The 15,291-nt window shown below is 54.2% G+C and carries 14 protein-coding genes and 1 tRNA gene; all 15 read right to left on the bottom strand.

All coding sequences use genetic code 11. The features are described from left to right. Positions 1-87: hypothetical protein (locus EOM25_08235; GenBank protein NCC25174.1), on the bottom strand; the 87-nt coding region annotated here is incomplete at its 3' end. A gap of 21 nt (positions 88-108) precedes the next feature. Beyond that, on the bottom strand, positions 109-2,181 hold the full coding sequence (fusA, locus tag EOM25_08230; GenBank protein ID NCC25173.1) for an elongation factor G: 2,073 nt from the start codon (positions 2,179-2,181) through the stop codon (positions 109-111). 17 nt (positions 2,182-2,198) lie between these two features. Next, positions 2,199-2,669 (bottom strand): 30S ribosomal protein S7, encoded by a 471-nt coding sequence (locus tag EOM25_08225; GenBank protein ID NCC25172.1) that lies wholly within the window; start codon positions 2,667-2,669, stop codon positions 2,199-2,201. An 18-nt stretch (positions 2,670-2,687) separates the two neighbouring features. Beyond that, a complete protein-coding gene (locus EOM25_08220; GenBank protein NCC25171.1) occupies positions 2,688-3,059 on the bottom strand; it encodes a 30S ribosomal protein S12 in 372 nt (123 codons plus the stop codon). Between the two features lie 106 nt (positions 3,060-3,165). Next, on the bottom strand, positions 3,166-7,359 hold the full coding sequence (rpoC, locus tag EOM25_08215; protein NCC25170.1) for a DNA-directed RNA polymerase subunit beta': 4,194 nt from the start codon (positions 7,357-7,359) through the stop codon (positions 3,166-3,168). An 86-nt stretch (positions 7,360-7,445) separates the two neighbouring features. After that, a complete protein-coding gene (gene rpoB / locus EOM25_08210) occupies positions 7,446-11,543 on the bottom strand; it encodes a DNA-directed RNA polymerase subunit beta (GenBank protein ID NCC25169.1) in 4,098 nt (1,365 codons plus the stop codon). Between the two features lie 221 nt (positions 11,544-11,764). Beyond that, positions 11,765-12,148, bottom strand: coding sequence for a 50S ribosomal protein L7/L12 (locus EOM25_08205; GenBank protein NCC25168.1), 384 nt, complete (start codon positions 12,146-12,148; stop codon positions 11,765-11,767). Between the two features lie 34 nt (positions 12,149-12,182). Beyond that, a complete protein-coding gene (locus EOM25_08200) occupies positions 12,183-12,704 on the bottom strand; it encodes a 50S ribosomal protein L10 (GenBank protein ID NCC25167.1) in 522 nt (173 codons plus the stop codon). 155 nt (positions 12,705-12,859) lie between these two features. Then, the gene (locus tag EOM25_08195) at positions 12,860-13,558 is read right to left on the bottom strand and encodes a 50S ribosomal protein L1 (GenBank protein ID NCC25166.1); all 699 of its coding nucleotides are present in this window, start codon (positions 13,556-13,558) and stop codon (positions 12,860-12,862) included. 13 nt (positions 13,559-13,571) lie between these two features. Next, complete coding sequence (rplK, locus tag EOM25_08190; GenBank protein NCC25165.1) at positions 13,572-13,997, bottom strand: 50S ribosomal protein L11; 426 nt, start codon at positions 13,995-13,997, stop codon at positions 13,572-13,574. A 51-nt stretch (positions 13,998-14,048) separates the two neighbouring features. Then, positions 14,049-14,615, bottom strand: coding sequence for a transcription termination/antitermination protein NusG (gene nusG / locus EOM25_08185; GenBank protein ID NCC25164.1), 567 nt, complete (start codon positions 14,613-14,615; stop codon positions 14,049-14,051). 22 nt (positions 14,616-14,637) lie between these two features. After that, positions 14,638-14,883, bottom strand: coding sequence for a preprotein translocase subunit SecE (secE, locus tag EOM25_08180; protein NCC25163.1), 246 nt, complete (start codon positions 14,881-14,883; stop codon positions 14,638-14,640). 54 nt (positions 14,884-14,937) lie between these two features. Continuing rightward, positions 14,938-15,014 (bottom strand) — tRNA-Trp (locus EOM25_08175). A 25-nt stretch (positions 15,015-15,039) separates the two neighbouring features. After that, positions 15,040-15,189, bottom strand: coding sequence for a 50S ribosomal protein L33 (gene rpmG, locus EOM25_08170; protein NCC25162.1), 150 nt, complete (start codon positions 15,187-15,189; stop codon positions 15,040-15,042). Between the two features lie 3 nt (positions 15,190-15,192). Further along, positions 15,193-15,291, bottom strand: a 99-nt coding sequence (locus tag EOM25_08165; GenBank protein NCC25161.1) for a hypothetical protein, incomplete at its 5' end; no start/stop codon positions are given.

Genomic DNA, 15,291 nt, shown 5'->3' with positions numbered 1-15,291 from the left:
CGTCAGCGTCGTCTTCCCGTGGTCAATGTGACCAATGGTCCCAATGTTTACGTGCGGCTTCTTCCGCTCGAACTTCGCCTTACCCATGTTTGTAACCCCTTCGTTTACTTACTTCTGCTTCGTCAATTCTTCAGCCAAACCTGCGGGAACCCGCTCGTAATGATTGAAGAGCATGGAATATGTTGCCCGGCCTTGAGTCCGTGAACGGAGATCCGTGGCGTACCCGAACATATTGCTCAACGGAACCTGAGCACGAATGATCTGAGTACCCATCCTTGGTTCAAGGCTGGTTACCCTGCCACGGCGTCCATTGATATCCCCCATGACGTCCCCAAGATAATCTTCCGGGGTCAGAATCTCCACGAACATAATCGGTTCGAGAAAGATGGGGGCCGCTTTCCGACAAGCATCCTTGATGGCCATGGACCCGGCGATGTAAAATGCCTGCTCGGAGGAGTCAACATCGTGGTACGATCCGTGGTAAAGAACGACCCTAACATCGACAATTGGAAATCCGGCCAAGACTCCACCCTTGAGAGCGTCTTTGATTCCCCGATCAATTGGTGCAATATATTCCTTGGGAATGACCCCACCTACGATCTGGTTCTCGAACACATATCCTGTACCAGGTTCCTGAGGCTCGACCTTGATGCAGACATGTCCATACTGGCCACGACCACCGCTTTGTTTGGCATATTTGAGGTCAGTGTCAGCTGGCTTGGTGATGGTTTCGCGGTAGGCAACCTGCGGGCGCCCGACATTGGCGTCGACCTTGAATTCACGGGTCAGACGATCGACTATGATCTCAAGATGCAGCTCGCCCATCCCGGCAATAAGTGTCTGGCTGGTCTCCTCATCGGTCTTTACCCTGAAGGACGGATCCTCCTTGGCCAGCTTCTGGAGAGCCTGGGAAAGGATATCTCTGTCCGCCTTGGTCTTGGGCTCTATGGCCACCTCAATAACAGGCTCGGGGAAATCCATAGACTCAAGGAGAACCGGCCGTTTTAAATCACAAAGGGACTCGCCGGTCGATGTATATTTTAGACCTACAGCGGCAACGATATCTCCTGCGTAAGCAGACTTAATCTCCTCACGCTTGTTGGCATGCATTTTCAAAAGACGACCGATCCGCTCTTTCTTGCCGTTGGCCGCATTGACTACGGTACTTCCGGACTCAATGGAGCCGGAGTAGATGCGCAAAAATGTCAAATGACCGACGAACGGATCGGTCATAAGTTTGAAGGCCAGAGAACTTAGCGGCTCATCGTCGGAACAGATGCAAGTGATCTCCCCGTCAGAGTCAGGATCCTTGCCGACCATAGGGGGGATATCCAAAGGAGAAGGCAGATAATCGACGATGGCGTTCAAAAGTGGCTGAACACCCTTGTTCTTGAAGGCCGTCCCACACAAAACAGGACAAATTGTCAGTGAAATGGTCGCCTTCCTAATTCCTTCTTGTAATTCTTCGGCAGTCAGTTCCTCGCCGCCGAGATACTTTTCAAGAAAAGTCTCGTCCTCCTCAGCGATGGCCTCCACAAGGACCAACTTCCATTTATCGGCCAATTCACGAAGCTCTTCGGGGATCTCGACGGTATCGAACTTTTCGCCCAGAGACTCCTCGTCGTAGAGCATGGCCTTGCCTTCGACAAGATCAATCACTCCACGAAAATTTTCCTCGGACCCGATGGGAATCTGAAGAGGAACAGGCTTGGCCTTCAGCCTCGTCCGTAACATCTCCACCACCCGGAAAAAGTCGGCCCCGGAGCGGTCCATCTTGTTGACGAATGCCAATCTTGGAACCTTATAGCGATCAGCCTGACGCCATACTGTTTCCGATTGGGGTTCGACACCGCCAACAGCACAAAATACCGCCACCGCTCCGTCGAGAACGCGAAGAGAGCGCTCCACTTCAACGGTGAAATCAACATGGCCTGGTGTATCAATAATATTTACCCGATGGTCACGCCAGAAACAGGTGGTCGCGGCCGAGGTGATGGTGATTCCTCGCTCCTGCTCCTGCTCCATCCAGTCCATGGTGGCCATGCCGTCATGGACCTCTCCGATTCTGTGCGATACGCCAGTATAATAGAGAATACGCTCGGTGGTCGTGGTCTTGCCCGCATCAATATGGGCCATGATTCCGATATTTCTCTGACGTTCGATGGGTACTAGTCTGCCCAAGTCATCTCTCCTGTGGACTACCAGCGGTAGTGGGCAAAGGCCTTGTTGGCCTCGGCCATGCGGTGCGTGTCCTCACGCTTCTTGACGGCTCCGCCCCTGTTGTTGAAGGCGTCGATGAACTCCCCGGCCAATCGTCGGGCGATGCCTTTCTCTCCGCGACCCCTGGCGTAGGCCACCAACCAGCGGATAGCCAACGATTCCTGACGCTCAGGGCGGATGTCCATGGGCACCTGATATGTGGCCCCGCCTACACGACGGGACTTCACTTCCATTATCGGCTTGACATTTTCGATGACCGTCTCGAAGGCCTTGATTGGCTCTTGCTCGGCCTTGGCCCCGAGCTCTTCAACGGCCCGATAAAAATTCGACTCGGCGACACTCTTTTTGCCGTCAATCATCATCTGGTTGATGAACTTGGCGACCAGCCGGCTACCATACTTGGGATCCGGCAGAATCTCTCGACGCGGAGCTGGTCCTTTACGTGGCATCTGCGCTATCCTCTCTAACTATTTCGGACGTTTGCTACCGTATTTGGAACGGCCCTGGCGCCTGTCCTGAACTCCGGAGGCATCCAGGGTCCCACGAATTACGTGATACCTGACGCCAGGCAAGTCTTTGACACGACCGCCCCGAATCATGACCACGGAGTGCTCCTGAAGGTTGTGTCCCTCTCCGGGGATATACGAGGTGACCTCGATCCCGTTCGTGAGCCGAACCCTGGCCACCTTGCGCAAAGCCGAATTCGGCTTCTTGGGCGTGGTCGTGTACACACGCACGCACACCCCCCTCCGCTGGGGACACTGCTGAAGAGCTGCGTTCTTCTTCCGCTTGACGGATTTCACCCGCTGCTTGCGGATAAGTTGATTGATGGTAGGCATGCGTTCCTCCGTTCGCAATTCACCTGTTGGAAACGGGTGAAAGTATTTGCACCCGTTTCCGATGTCAAGAAAAAAACAACTTGATTCGTTCCCGATTCTTCCGAGCTCAGACGTCGATCAGTAACGGGTTACGATCGAGCTCCTCCAAAAATTTATCCGGGCTCTCCGGCTGCTCCGGAACCTCAATCTCGCTCTCGATATAATTCCGGTATCCTGATCCGGCCGGAATGAGCCGTCCGACGATGACATTTTCCTTCAGCCCATTCATGTAGTCCATCTTTCCCATCAGCGAAGCCTCGGTCAGGACCTTGGTGGTTTCCTGAAAGGATGCCGCCGAAATGAAGGACTCAGTGGTCAGCGAGGCCTGAGTGATGCCGAGGACCAGAGGCTCGGCAACGGCCGGCAGCACACCCTGCACCGTGATTTTTTGATTCTCCTTGTGGAAGGCGGCCTTGTCTACTTGCTCACCGACGAGAAACCCGGTGTCCCCAGGATCGACCACAGTCAGCTTCTTGAGCATTTGCCTGACGATGATCTCGATATGCTTGTCGTTAATCCGGACGCCTTGGGATCGGTAGACTTCCTGAACCTCCTCCACAAGGAAATTGGCCAGAAACTTCTCGCCCTTGATCTTCAGAATATCGTGTAGATCTGGCGAGCCTTCAGTCAGCAACTCTCCTGCCTGGACAAAGTCACCATCGCGGACGGTAATATGCCGCCCCTTGGGCACCAGATACTCCCGAGCTTCGCCGATTTCCGGGGTAATGATGATCTTCCGTTTTCCCTTGGAATCAGGCCCGAAACGGACCACACCCTCGATTTCCGAAACCACACCGAGATCCTTTGGCTTGCGGGCCTCGAACAGTTCGGCCACCCGGGGAAGGCCTCCGACGATGTCCTTGGTCTTCGACGTCTCCCTCGGCTTTCTCGCGATGACGTCTCCGGCCTCTACAGTTTGGTTGTCCTGGGACATGAGAATGATGCCAACCGGCAACTGGTAGGTCGCCGGCTCTGTGCTTTCGGGCCGAAACTTCACATTTCCCTGCTCGTCGCAAATGGATATGCTCGGCCTTAAATTTGTCGAACGATACTCTATGACGGTCATGGTGGACTGCCCGGAATCCTCGTCCACCCGTTCCTGAACGGTCTTCCCCTCGACAATGTCGTTGAAACGGATGAAGCCGGAAACATCAGTGACGAACGGTTCGTGGAAGGGATCCCATTCGGCCAATCGCTCGCCCTTCTTCACATCGTCTCCGTTTTTGAAATAGAGCCTAGCTCCATTGGGCAAGGGATATTTCTCACGTTCGATGCCCTGGGCGTCCACGATTCTAACCTGACCGATGCTGCCGAGAACGATGTACACGGAACCGCTACTGCCGTATCCGGCGATGGAATTGTCCAAAACCTTCTTCTCAATGTATTTGACCCGGGAAAGAACGACTTTACCGGCATAGTCGGCAGTGATGAACGATTGCTCGATCTCCTTGGATGCCGTGCCACCGATGTGGAATGTTCTCATAGTCAACTGAGTTCCGGGCTCACCGATGCTCTGGGCGGCGATAATCCCCACGGCCTCTCCGACGTTAACCAAATGACCGCGGGCCAGATCGCGTCCATAGCAATGGGCGCAGACTCCGAAGGCACTTTTGCAGGTCAAGGTCGAACGGATCGTCACCGCGTTGATACCTGCCTCGTCAATCAGCTTGGCCTTATCCTCTTCGATCATCTCTCCCCGGCGGACAAAGATCTCGCCAGTACCGGGATGTTTGACGTCGTACATGGAGATTCGTCCGACCACGCGCTCAGCCATTGCCTGACGGATCTCCCCGCTCTTGACCATGGCCCTGACCTCAAGCCCGTCAACGGTTCCGCAGTCGATCTCGGAAATGATCATGTCCTGGGAGACGTCTACCAACCGCCGGGTCAAATATCCAGAGTTGGCCGTCTTGAGTGCCGTATCTGCAAGGCCCTTGCGGGCTCCGTGGGTCGAGGTGAAATACTCAAGGACCGTCAACCCCTCTCGGAAACAGGATCTGATCGGTGTCTCGATGATGTCCCCGGAAGGTTTGGCCATCAATCCGCGCATTCCGGCCAACTGGCGCATCTGGTCAGTGTTGCCTCTGGAACCCGAGTTGGCCATCATGAACACCGGGTTGAAACTTTCGTTCATTTCGGTCCGTCCAGTCTTGGGATCGGTGACTTCCTCCTGGGATATGCCCTGCATCATCTCGTGGGCCACCTCGTTGGTGACCTTGGTCCAAACATCGACGACCTTGTTGTATTTCTCGGTCTTTGTGATGATCTGATCACGATACTGGCGTTCGATCTCGGCTACCTCGTTGTTGGCGATTTCCAGAAGAGTTCGCTTCTTTTCCGGAATCTTGAGGTCCTTGACGCCGACGGTCACTCCCGCTCTTGTCGAATATTCAAAGCCCATGTCTTTCAATCTGTCGCACAAAAGGACCGTGGCCTTGGTTCCGGCCAGACGATATGTTTCGCTGACAAGGGTGGCGATGGTCTTCTTGCTGAGGACCCTGTTGGCGAGCTCAAGGGGAACCTTGTCCGGAAGAATCTGGAGAATCATGATCCTACCCGGCGTCGTCTCTACGAGTTGGCCGTTGATTCGGACCTTGATCCTGGCATGCAGGCCAACGCATTTCGCATCAAGGGCGGCGATGACCTCATCGGAATTGGTGAAGACCTTTCCCTCGCCCGGCTGGAAGGATCTGGCTACAGTCAGATAGTACAGACCGAGGACTATGTCCTGGCTGGGAACAATAACCGGGGTTCCATTGGACGGAGCCAAAATATTGTTAGTGGACATCATCAGCACCCGGCACTCCACTTGAGCCTCCACCGAAAGAGGCAAATGTACTGCCATCTGATCGCCGTCGAAATCGGCGTTGAACGCTGTGCAGACAAGGGGATGAAGTCTGATGGCCTTGCCCTCGATGAGCAGTGGCTCGAAGGCCTGAATACCCAGCCGATGGAGTGTCGGAGCACGGTTGAGCATAATCGGGTATTCGCTGACCACTTCTTCGAGAATGTCCCAAACTGCGACCTCTTCGCGCTCGACCATCTTCTTGGCACTTTTGATGTTCGTGGCCAGTCCGCGCTCTTCAAGTTTGGAATAGATGAATGGCTTAAACAACTCCAAGGCCATCTTCTTGGGCAGGCCGCATTGGTGGAGCTTGAGGCTCGGGCCGACGACGATTACCGATCGGCCGGAGTAATCCACCCGTTTCCCCAGAAGATTCTGCCTGAATCGACCCTGTTTTCCTTTGATCATGTCCGAAAGGGACTTCAGTGGTCGGCCGTTGGTACCTGTGATGGCCCGCCCCCTGCGCCCATTATCGAATAAGGCGTCCACAGATTCCTGGAGCATTCGCTTCTCATTGCGAATGATGATGTCCGGGGCCCCGAGTTCCAAAAGCCGTCGCAACCGGTTGTTTCTGTTGATCACACGCCGGTAGAGGTCATTCAGATCCGAGGTAGCGAAACGGCCTCCGTCGAGAGGCACCAAGGGGCGAAGTTCCGGAGGAATGACCGGAATCACCTCCATGATCATCCACTCGGGCTTGTTGGTCGAGTCGAGGAACGCCTCGACGATCTTCAGCCTCTTGGCAATCTTCTTCTTCTTAGTCTGGGACTTGGTGGCAAAGGACTCTTCCCGCAGCTCGGCGCGGAGAGCCTCCAAATTGATTTCTTCCAAAAGGACCTTAACGGCCTCGGCGCCCATCTGTGCGACGATGGCGTCCTCCCCGTAATGCTCAATTATCTGGATGTACTGTTCCTCGGTGATCACCTGGCGTTTGCTCAAGTTCCCGATCTCCTTGGGGTCGAGGATGACGTAGGAGTCGAAGTAGAGGACCTTTTCCAGGTCAGCCATGGTCATATCCAACAAGGTTCCAATTTTGGACGGCAGGCTTTTCAGAAACCAGATATGGGCCACCGGAGCGGCTAGTTCGATATGTCCCATCCTCTCTCTGCGGACCTTGGAGGCAATGACCTCGACGCCGCATTTTTCACAAACAATTCCCCGATGCTTCATGCGCTTGTATTTGCCGCAATTGCACTCGTAGTCCTTGACTGGTCCGAAAATCTTGGCGCAGAAGAGGCCGTCCCGTTCCGGCTTGAAGGTCCGGTAGTTGATGGTTTCCGGCTTTTTGACTTCTCCGAAGGACCATTCCCTGATCTTTTCCGGAGAGGCGATGTTGATGGCGATGGCTTTCAGATCCTGCCCGTTCAGGGTCGAGGTGCTGCTCCCGCGCTGGGAGAAAAGGTCATCGAGAGTCATGGCGATCCTACCTCGTTCTATATTGTCGTCGGTCCCGGGCCGTAAGCCGGAAACCATTCAGAACAAATACCGTTTTCTTCGTCCACCTACTGGGTCCGGCGTGTTTTCCGTTCCCGAGGCACCAAGGTCACGTCCAGCCCGAGAGACATCATCTCCTTGACCAGAACGTTGAAGGATTCGGGCATTCCGGACTCAAGGAAATTGTTTCCCTTGACGATCTTCTCATACATCTTCACCCGGCCGGTCACGTCGTCCGACTTGACCGTCAAGAACTCTTGCAGAAGATTGGCGGCACCGTAAGCTTCTAGTGCCCAGACCTCCATCTCTCCGAGTCTTTGGCCTCCGAACTGGGCTTTGCCTCCCAATGGCTGTTGGGTGACTAGGGAGTATGGCCCTGTGGACCTGGCATGAATTTTCTCATCCACGAGATGGTGGAGCTTGAGGTAATACATGTACCCCACCGTAACCTTGCTGTCGAAAGGTTCACCGGTTCGCCCGTCGAAAAGGACCGATTTCCCGTCGTCGGGAAGCCCTGCTTTGCGGAGCATGCCCCAAATCTCGTCTTCGTTCGCTCCGTCAAATACCGGGGTTTTGCAGATGATGCCCTGCCGAAGAGCCTTGGCCGCCGCGACAAATTCATCGTCGTCCATCTCGTCGACAAGGGAATCAATCTCCGGGGAATCGAAAACCGATTTTACTTGTTCTCGTATGGGCTTCAAATCGAGTCCTTGCTCGAACATGTCGGCAATTTTGCGTCCAAGCTCCCTGGACGCCCATCCGAGATGGGTTTCCATGATCTGCCCGATGTTCATCCGTGAGGGAACCCCCAGTGGGTTGAGGACCACGTCCATTGGCGTTCCATCGTCGAAGAAGGGCATATCCTCCTCGGGCAGGATATTGGAGACAACACCTTTGTTGCCGTGCCGTCCGGCCATCTTGTCACCGACGCTCAACTTGCGCTTCACGGCCACGTAGACCTTGACCATCTTGATCACCCCAGGGGGAAGATCGTCACCTTCGGTGGCCTTCTCGCGCTTAAGTCGATAAATCTCGTTGATGGCATCCAGCTGTGCCTGGTATTGATCAAGGATCTGGCGGACCGCCTCATTGACTTCTTTGCTGACGAAAATCCCGGCCAACTTTTTCAGAGGCATTGTCTCCAGAAGTTCCGCCGGCATGGGCTTGTTGGCCTCAAGGAGAACTTCACCCTTGCGTTTGCCCATGATCGAACGCTGAACCATCTTCCCAAGAACAATGTGGATCAGTCGCTCACGCATGGAGGCTGTCAGCGATACAATATGCTGTTTTTCCCTCCGGTCGATCTTGGCCAGGTAGGCGTCTTCGATGAGCTTTGTGCGCTCGTCCTTGTCTCCTGAACGGCGGTTGAAAACCTTGACGTCAATGACTGTACCCTCAATGCCTGGCGGAACCTTGAGAGACGTGTTCTTCACATCCCGGGCCTTGTCCCCGAAGATGGCCCGTAACAGCCGCTCCTCCGGTGAAAGCTGGGTCTCACCCTTGGGCGTGATCTTCCCGACCAGGATATCCTCGGGAACCACCTTGGCCCCTATGCGGACGATACCGCTGTCATCCAAGTTCCGGAGCATGTCCTCTCCAACATTGGGGATGTCTCTGGTCACCTCTTCTGGACCGAGCTTGGTGTCTCGGGCCACAACGTCGAATTCCTCGATATGAATCGAGGTGTAGGTGTCCTCTTTGACCATCCGCTCGGAGATGAGAATGGAGTCCTCAAAATTGTATCCGCACCAAGGCATAAAGGCCACCAAGAGGTTCTTGCCCAGGGCCAGCTCCCCGTCTCGAATTCCCGGACCGTCAGCCAGCACGTCCCCTTTTTCGACCCGCTGACCGATGACCACTCTGGGCTTCTGGCCGAAGCAACTATTCTGATTGGACTTGTGGAATTTTTGAAGTTCGTAGAAACGGGTCCCCCCGGTTTCGGTGTAAAGCTCGCCATCGTACGACATTATAATGATCTCGGCGTCGGCATACCTGACCGTCCCTGGGCCCTCAGCCAAAAGGCAACTCCCGGAATCCCGGGCCACCACACTCTCCATGCCGGTCCCCACCAAGGGGCGCTCGGCGGCGACCAGGGGAACGGCCTGTCGCTGCATGTTGGAGCCCATCAGTGCTCGGTTGGCATCGTCGTGTTCCAAAAAAGGAATGAGAGCTGCGGAAATGGACACGATCTGGCTAGGGGAAATGTCCATCAAGGTCACATCCTCCCGCCGGGCCATGGTCGTCTCGCCCTTGATCCTGGCCATGACAAGTTCCTTTTCGAACCGACCTTCCTCGTCCAAAACTGCGTTGGCCTGGGCGATGATCTCGTCGTTCTCGTTGGATGCGTCGAGATACTTGATCTTCCCGGTCAGTTGTCCGTTCTCGACACAGCGATACGGGGTCTCAATGAACCCGAAATCGTTGACCTTGCCGTGTGTGGTCAGAGAAACGATAAGTCCAATGTTCGGTCCTTCTGGCGTTTCGATGGGACAAATCCGTCCATAATGGCTCGGATGTACGTCACGGACCTCGAATCCGGCCCGTTCTCTGGTCAGGCCTCCCGGACCCAAGGCCGAGAGCCGACGCTTGTGGGTCACCTCGGACAGGGGGTTGGTCTGGTCCATGAACTGAGAAAGCTGGGAGGTTCCGAAAAACTCCTTAAGAACCGCCGTTACTGGCTTAGGATTGACCAGGTCGTGGGGCATTAGCGTTGCCACTTCCTGGAGGCTCATACGTTCTTTGATGGCCCGCTCCATTCGCACCAAACCGATTCGATACTGATTCTCAACGAGTTCACCCACCGGACGGACGCGGCGATTCCCAAGGTGGTCGATGTCGTCGGCCGGACCGTGAGAATCCTTGAGGTAAAGGAGATGCTTGATCGCCCGACAAATGTCCTCGTTGGACAAAGTCTGGTGATCAAGGGGCAGGGACAATCCAAGTCTCATGTTGAGCTTGTACCTGCCCACCGACGATAGGTCGTAGTAATCTGGGTTCCTAAATAAATTATCGAAAAAAGTCGAAGATATCTCGGGTGTCGGAGGCGAACTCGGACGGAGACGCTTGTAAATATCGATCTGTGCGCTCTCAATGTCCTCGGTCTTGTCGAGCAGCAGAGTGTCTCGAACGGTCGACGAAACATCCGCACTGCTGGCCAGAAGGATTTCCACTTGGTTGATCCCTGCGGTCCGCAACCGATCCACAAGCTCTTCTGAGAGTTGTTCGCACATCTCCCCGAGAACTTCACCTGTCTCGGGATGGATGACCTCGCGTGCCAAAAACTCGTTCATGGCCTGGCTTGAATCGATCTCGATAAAATCGATTTTGGCAGTGCATACCGCCTTCCAAAGCCGTTCGTTGATCAACCGACCCTTGGGGACCACAACCTCCCCTTGATCGTCCACGATATCAGCATAGGACATTTCCTTTCTGTAGTTCGCAGGCGAAACTGAGCGAAAAACCCTGACCCCCTCGAAACGAAGGACTTCCTTGTCGTAAAAATAGTCGAGGATATCCTCACCGGTCATGCCCATAGCTTTGAGGAGAATGGTCGCAGGCATCTTTCGACGCCGGTCGATGCGGACGTAGAGAATCCCCTTGTGATCTATATCGAAATCGAGCCATGAGCCGCGCATGGGTATGATTCGGCTCGAATAGAGGACCTTTCCGCTGGAATGGGTCTTGCCGGAATCGTGTTCGAAAATAATTCCCGGGGAACGTTGTAGCTGATTGACGATGACCCGTTCGGTCCCGTTGACCACGAATGTACCCTTGTCCGTAATCAGGGGCAGGGTCCCGAAGTAAATATCTTGTTCCTTGATATCGTGAATGGAGCGGTTGCCGGTTTCCTCGTCCACGTCGTAGACGACGAGACGGACTTTGATTCGTACCGGAGCCTCGTAGGTCAGACCCTTGGAAATACATTCATCGACGTCAAACTTCGGCTTTCCGACTTCGTAGCTGACGTATTCGAGAGTCGCTGTCTTGTTAAAATCGTGGATTGGAAAGACCGACCTGAATACCCCCTCGAGCCCAACGTCGTCCCTACTGGCTGGTGGCTTTTCCAGTTGCAGGAATTTCCGATAAGAATCGAGCTGGAGACTCAGCAGGTGTGGGGTTGCGATGGGAATTTTGATCTTTCCGAATTGCTTTATGAACTCTCTCATTGTAACCTCGGGCGTAGACCACCCATTTGCAGAAGTTGAATGAGGTCAGTGGACAGAACAGGAACGGGGGACGCAGGAAAGCAGAAATGTCGGATGAAATACGAAAGGCAACGGGTCATTACCGTTGCCGCAAGCGACACTTGATGGACAAAAAATAAAAGGAATAGAAAGCAGTCCAATATTGGCTCTGCTTTCTATTCCTAAAGGCCCTATCAGGACAGCTATTTGACTTCGACCTTGGCACCGGCCTCGGTGAGCTGAGCTTTGGCCTCCTCGGCCTGCTCCTTGCTAACAGCTTCCTTGATCACGGAGGGAAGCTCGTCAACCTTTGCCTTGGCCTCCTTGAGTCCAAGGTTGGTCAAGGCCCGAACGACCTTGATGACAGCAATCTTGTTTCCACCGGCTTCGGTCAGCACAACGTCGAACTCGGTTTTCTCTTCGGCCTGAGACTCGGCGGCAGCCACTGGAGCGGCAGCAACGGCGGCCACTGGAGCGGCAGCGCTGACCCCGAACTTCTCCTCAAGCTCCTTGATGAACCCGGCCAGTTCCAGGACAGTCATGGACGAAATGAAATCGACAACCTGTTCTTTGGTTATATCAGCCATTTTTCTTCCTCCTTGAATGGTGCTTTGACTCGTTTCAAACCTGCTCTTTCTGTTCCTTGATGGCGTTCAAGGCGTAGAGCATATTCCTAATCAGATTGGCAAACAACCGGACAAAATTTCCGGGCACGGCGTTCATTGTTCCCAACATCTGAGCCAGCAATTGCTCCCTGCCAGGAAGCTCGGACAATTGCGTCAGGGAATCGGCGTCGAGAAACGTTCCGTCCAGACTGGCAAACCGAACGCTGAACTTTTTATTCTTCTTAGCATACCCCAAAACGATCTTGCTGGCTACGACCGGGTCGTCGTAACCGAAAGCCACGGCACAGCATTCCTTGAATTGTTCGGATATGGCCGCATGCTTTGTGTCCTTGAACGCTAATCCGGCCAAGGTGTTCTTCACTACTTGGAAATCAACGTTCTGTTCGCGCAACTGTATGCGCAGAGGATTGGTCTCCTCGACTTTAAGCCCTTTGAAGTCGGTGACGATGGCGATGTTCGCCGTCTCAGCCTTCTCCCTGAGAGCCTCGATGATCTGCGCTTTTTCTGCCCTGTTCACCTTGTCCCCCTCATTCTTCAGTGCGCCGGGTTGATCCTGGCGCGCTCATGCTTACGCATCGGTCGCACGAGTCAAAGCGTCTCGGCAGGATATTAAGGATCGAGTCCACCTGCTTTCTCTGACTCCGGGGAAATGCGCTCAGCTATGTTTAAATGTTACATCTCCCGAAGAGTCCCGGGGTCGATTTTCACCCCGGGGCCCATGGTCGTGGCCACGCTTACGGCTTTGAGATAGGTACCCTTGGCCGATGACGGTTTCAGTTTGACGATCATGTCGACGAAGGATCTGAAGTTCTCCATGATCCGATCAACCCCAAAGGAAACCTTCCCGATGGGTGCATGTACCACTCCGGCCTTGTCGACCTTGAAATCGACCTTGCCGGCCTTCAGTTCTTGGACGGCCTTCTGCACGTCAAAGGTCACGGTGCCCGTCTTGGCGTTGGGCATGAGTCCGCGGGGGCCGAGAATCTTGCCGATCTTGCCCACCAAAGCCATCATGTCCGGGGTGGCCACGGCCTTGTCGAACTCCATCCAGCCACCCTGGATCTTTTCGACCAGCTCCTCCCCTCCGGCATAATCCGCTCCAGCGGCCTTGGCCTTCTCCTCAACCTCTCCTTTGCAGAAGACCAGGACACGGACTTCCTTGCCCAAGCCCTGCGGGAGGCTAACCGCTCCGCGAACCATCTGATCGGAGTACTTGGGATTGACACCCAGATTGATGGCTACGTCCACTGTTTCGTCGAACTTCGCGTACGAAGACTTCAGGGCCAGTTCGAGTCCCTCGCGGGGAGAATACTTGAGAGCCCTGTCGATCGTTTCTGCTGCCGTTCTGAATTTCTTGCCTTTCTTGCCCATAAGATCTTGCATCCTAGTTCAGTACTTCTATGCCCATGCTACGGGCTGTTCCTGCGATGGAGCGGACAGCCGCGTCCAAATTCTTGGCGGTCAGGTCGGGCATTTTGAGTTTGGCAATCGCTTCGACCTGGGCCATGGTCACCTTGCCGACCTTGTTCTTGTTCGGCTCCCCCGAACCCTTGTCCAGCTTGGCCTCCTTGAGCAAAAGAACAGATGCAGGCGGAGTCTTGGTGATGAAGGTAAAAGATCGATCCTGGTAGACGGTGATGATTACCGGTATGATCGTTCCCTTCTGGTCCTGCGTCTTGGCGTTAAATGCCTTGCAGAACTCCATAATGTTCACGCCATGCTGTCCCAGTGCCGGACCGACCGGAGGAGACGGGTTCGCCACCCCTCCTGGGATCTGCAACTTGATTTTTGCCGTGATTTTTTTGGCCATGTATTTGAAACCTCTTCGCTCTGTTTGTCTACGCCGTGTTCGATCTTGACCTTAAGCCTTGGAAACCTGCACGAAATCGAGTTCGACCGGCGTCTGTCGACCGAAAATGGAAACCGAAACCTTCAGCTTGCCCTTGTCGTAGTTGACGTCCTCAACCACGGCATTGAAATTCGAGAAAGGCCCGTCAATGACTCGGACTTCGTCCCCTCGCTCAAAATGGAATTTTGGCCGGGGATCTTCCTTTCGGATTTGAATGGTCGAAATGATCTGGTTAGCCTCAGTCTCGGAGAGGGGTGTCGGACGGTTCTTCCCGCCGATGAACCCCGTGACCTTGGGAATGGACTGAATCATATGCCACGATTCGTCGTTAAAGATCATCTTGATCAAGACATATCCAGGATAGAACTTCCTGGTCGATGTCCGTTTCTGGCCCTTAACCAACTCAACGACCTTCTCGGTCGGGACGATGATGTCCTCAATCAGATCCTTGGCCTGGCCGGTGCGAATCATCTCCTTGACCGTCTGCTCCACACGATTCTCGAACCCGGAATAGGTATGGATTACATACCAACGCGCGGCTGGAGTTTCGGAGGATGCAGTTTCGAGAATGATGTCCATGATTATGTTCAAAAACCCTGGTTCAGGAGAGAAGGGCCGCAACAATCTTGGTGAGGGCAAAGTCCATGGTACCCAAGAACACGGAGACCACCACGACCAGAACGAGCACCGCTCCGCAGGTGGCAATAGTCTCCTTGCGGTCGGGCCAAACGACTTTCCTCATTTCCTTTTTGGAAAGTTCAAAGAATTCCTTGAACTCGGCGATGGATTCGCTCATGGAGGCCGTTTTCTTTTCCGGCCCGGTCTCACCGGTAGTTTTCTTGCTCATCGCCATTTCCGCTTTGTTCGCTCTCTAAAGTGATACATTCTCAGAAGAACGTGTTGGCAGGCCAGGAGGGATTCGAACCCCCAGCCCTCGGATTTGGAGTCCGATGCTCTACCAGTTCGAGCTACTGGCCTGCACATTCTTATGATGGAACGCTTCTTACTTGCCTTCTTTGTGCAAAGTGTGCTTGCCGCAGAATGGACAATACTTGCTCAACTCGAGCTTAGATGTCGTGTTGCGCTTGTTTTTTTCAGAAGCGTAGTTCTTTCGCTTGCATTCCTTGCAGGCAAATTGGATCTTGACGCGCATGGATTACTCCAGAATTTCCGTGACGACGCCGGCGCCAACGGTCCGCCCACCCTCGCGAATGGCGAAACGCAGACCCTTCTCCATGGCGATGGGCGCTATCAG

The sequence above is a fragment of the Deltaproteobacteria bacterium genome (genome assembly GCA_009929795.1).
Lineage (GTDB): Bacteria > Desulfobacterota > Desulfovibrionia > Desulfovibrionales > Desulfomicrobiaceae > RZZR01.
The sequence above is the reverse complement of the archived record's forward strand: the minus strand, read 5'-3'. Positions and strand labels throughout refer to the sequence as shown.

Bases quoted from the DNA above. Each gene is read 5' to 3' on its own strand.
- rpmG (NCC25162.1), bottom strand. From the start codon at position 15,189: ATGCGCGTCAAGATCCAATTTGCCTGCAAGGAATGCAAGCGAAAGAAC.
- rpoB (NCC25169.1), bottom strand. From the start codon at position 11,543: ATGAGAGAGTTCATAAAGCAATTCGGAAAGATCAAAATTCCCATCGCA.
- rplK (NCC25165.1), bottom strand. From the start codon at position 13,997: ATGGCCAAAAAAATCACGGCAAAAATCAAGTTGCAGATCCCAGGAGGG.
- EOM25_08225 (NCC25172.1), bottom strand. From the start codon at position 2,669: ATGCCACGTAAAGGACCAGCTCCGCGTCGAGAGATTCTGCCGGATCCC.
- nusG (NCC25164.1), bottom strand. From the start codon at position 14,615: ATGGACATCATTCTCGAAACTGCATCCTCCGAAACTCCAGCCGCGCGT.
- rpoC (NCC25170.1), bottom strand. From the start codon at position 7,359: ATGACTCTCGATGACCTTTTCTCCCAGCGCGGGAGCAGCACCTCGACC.
- EOM25_08220 (NCC25171.1), bottom strand. From the start codon at position 3,059: ATGCCTACCATCAATCAACTTATCCGCAAGCAGCGGGTGAAATCCGTC.
- EOM25_08205 (NCC25168.1), bottom strand. From the start codon at position 12,148: ATGGCTGATATAACCAAAGAACAGGTTGTCGATTTCATTTCGTCCATG.
- EOM25_08195 (NCC25166.1), bottom strand. From the start codon at position 13,558: ATGGGCAAGAAAGGCAAGAAATTCAGAACGGCAGCAGAAACGATCGAC.
- secE (NCC25163.1), bottom strand. From the start codon at position 14,883: ATGAGCAAGAAAACTACCGGTGAGACCGGGCCGGAAAAGAAAACGGCC.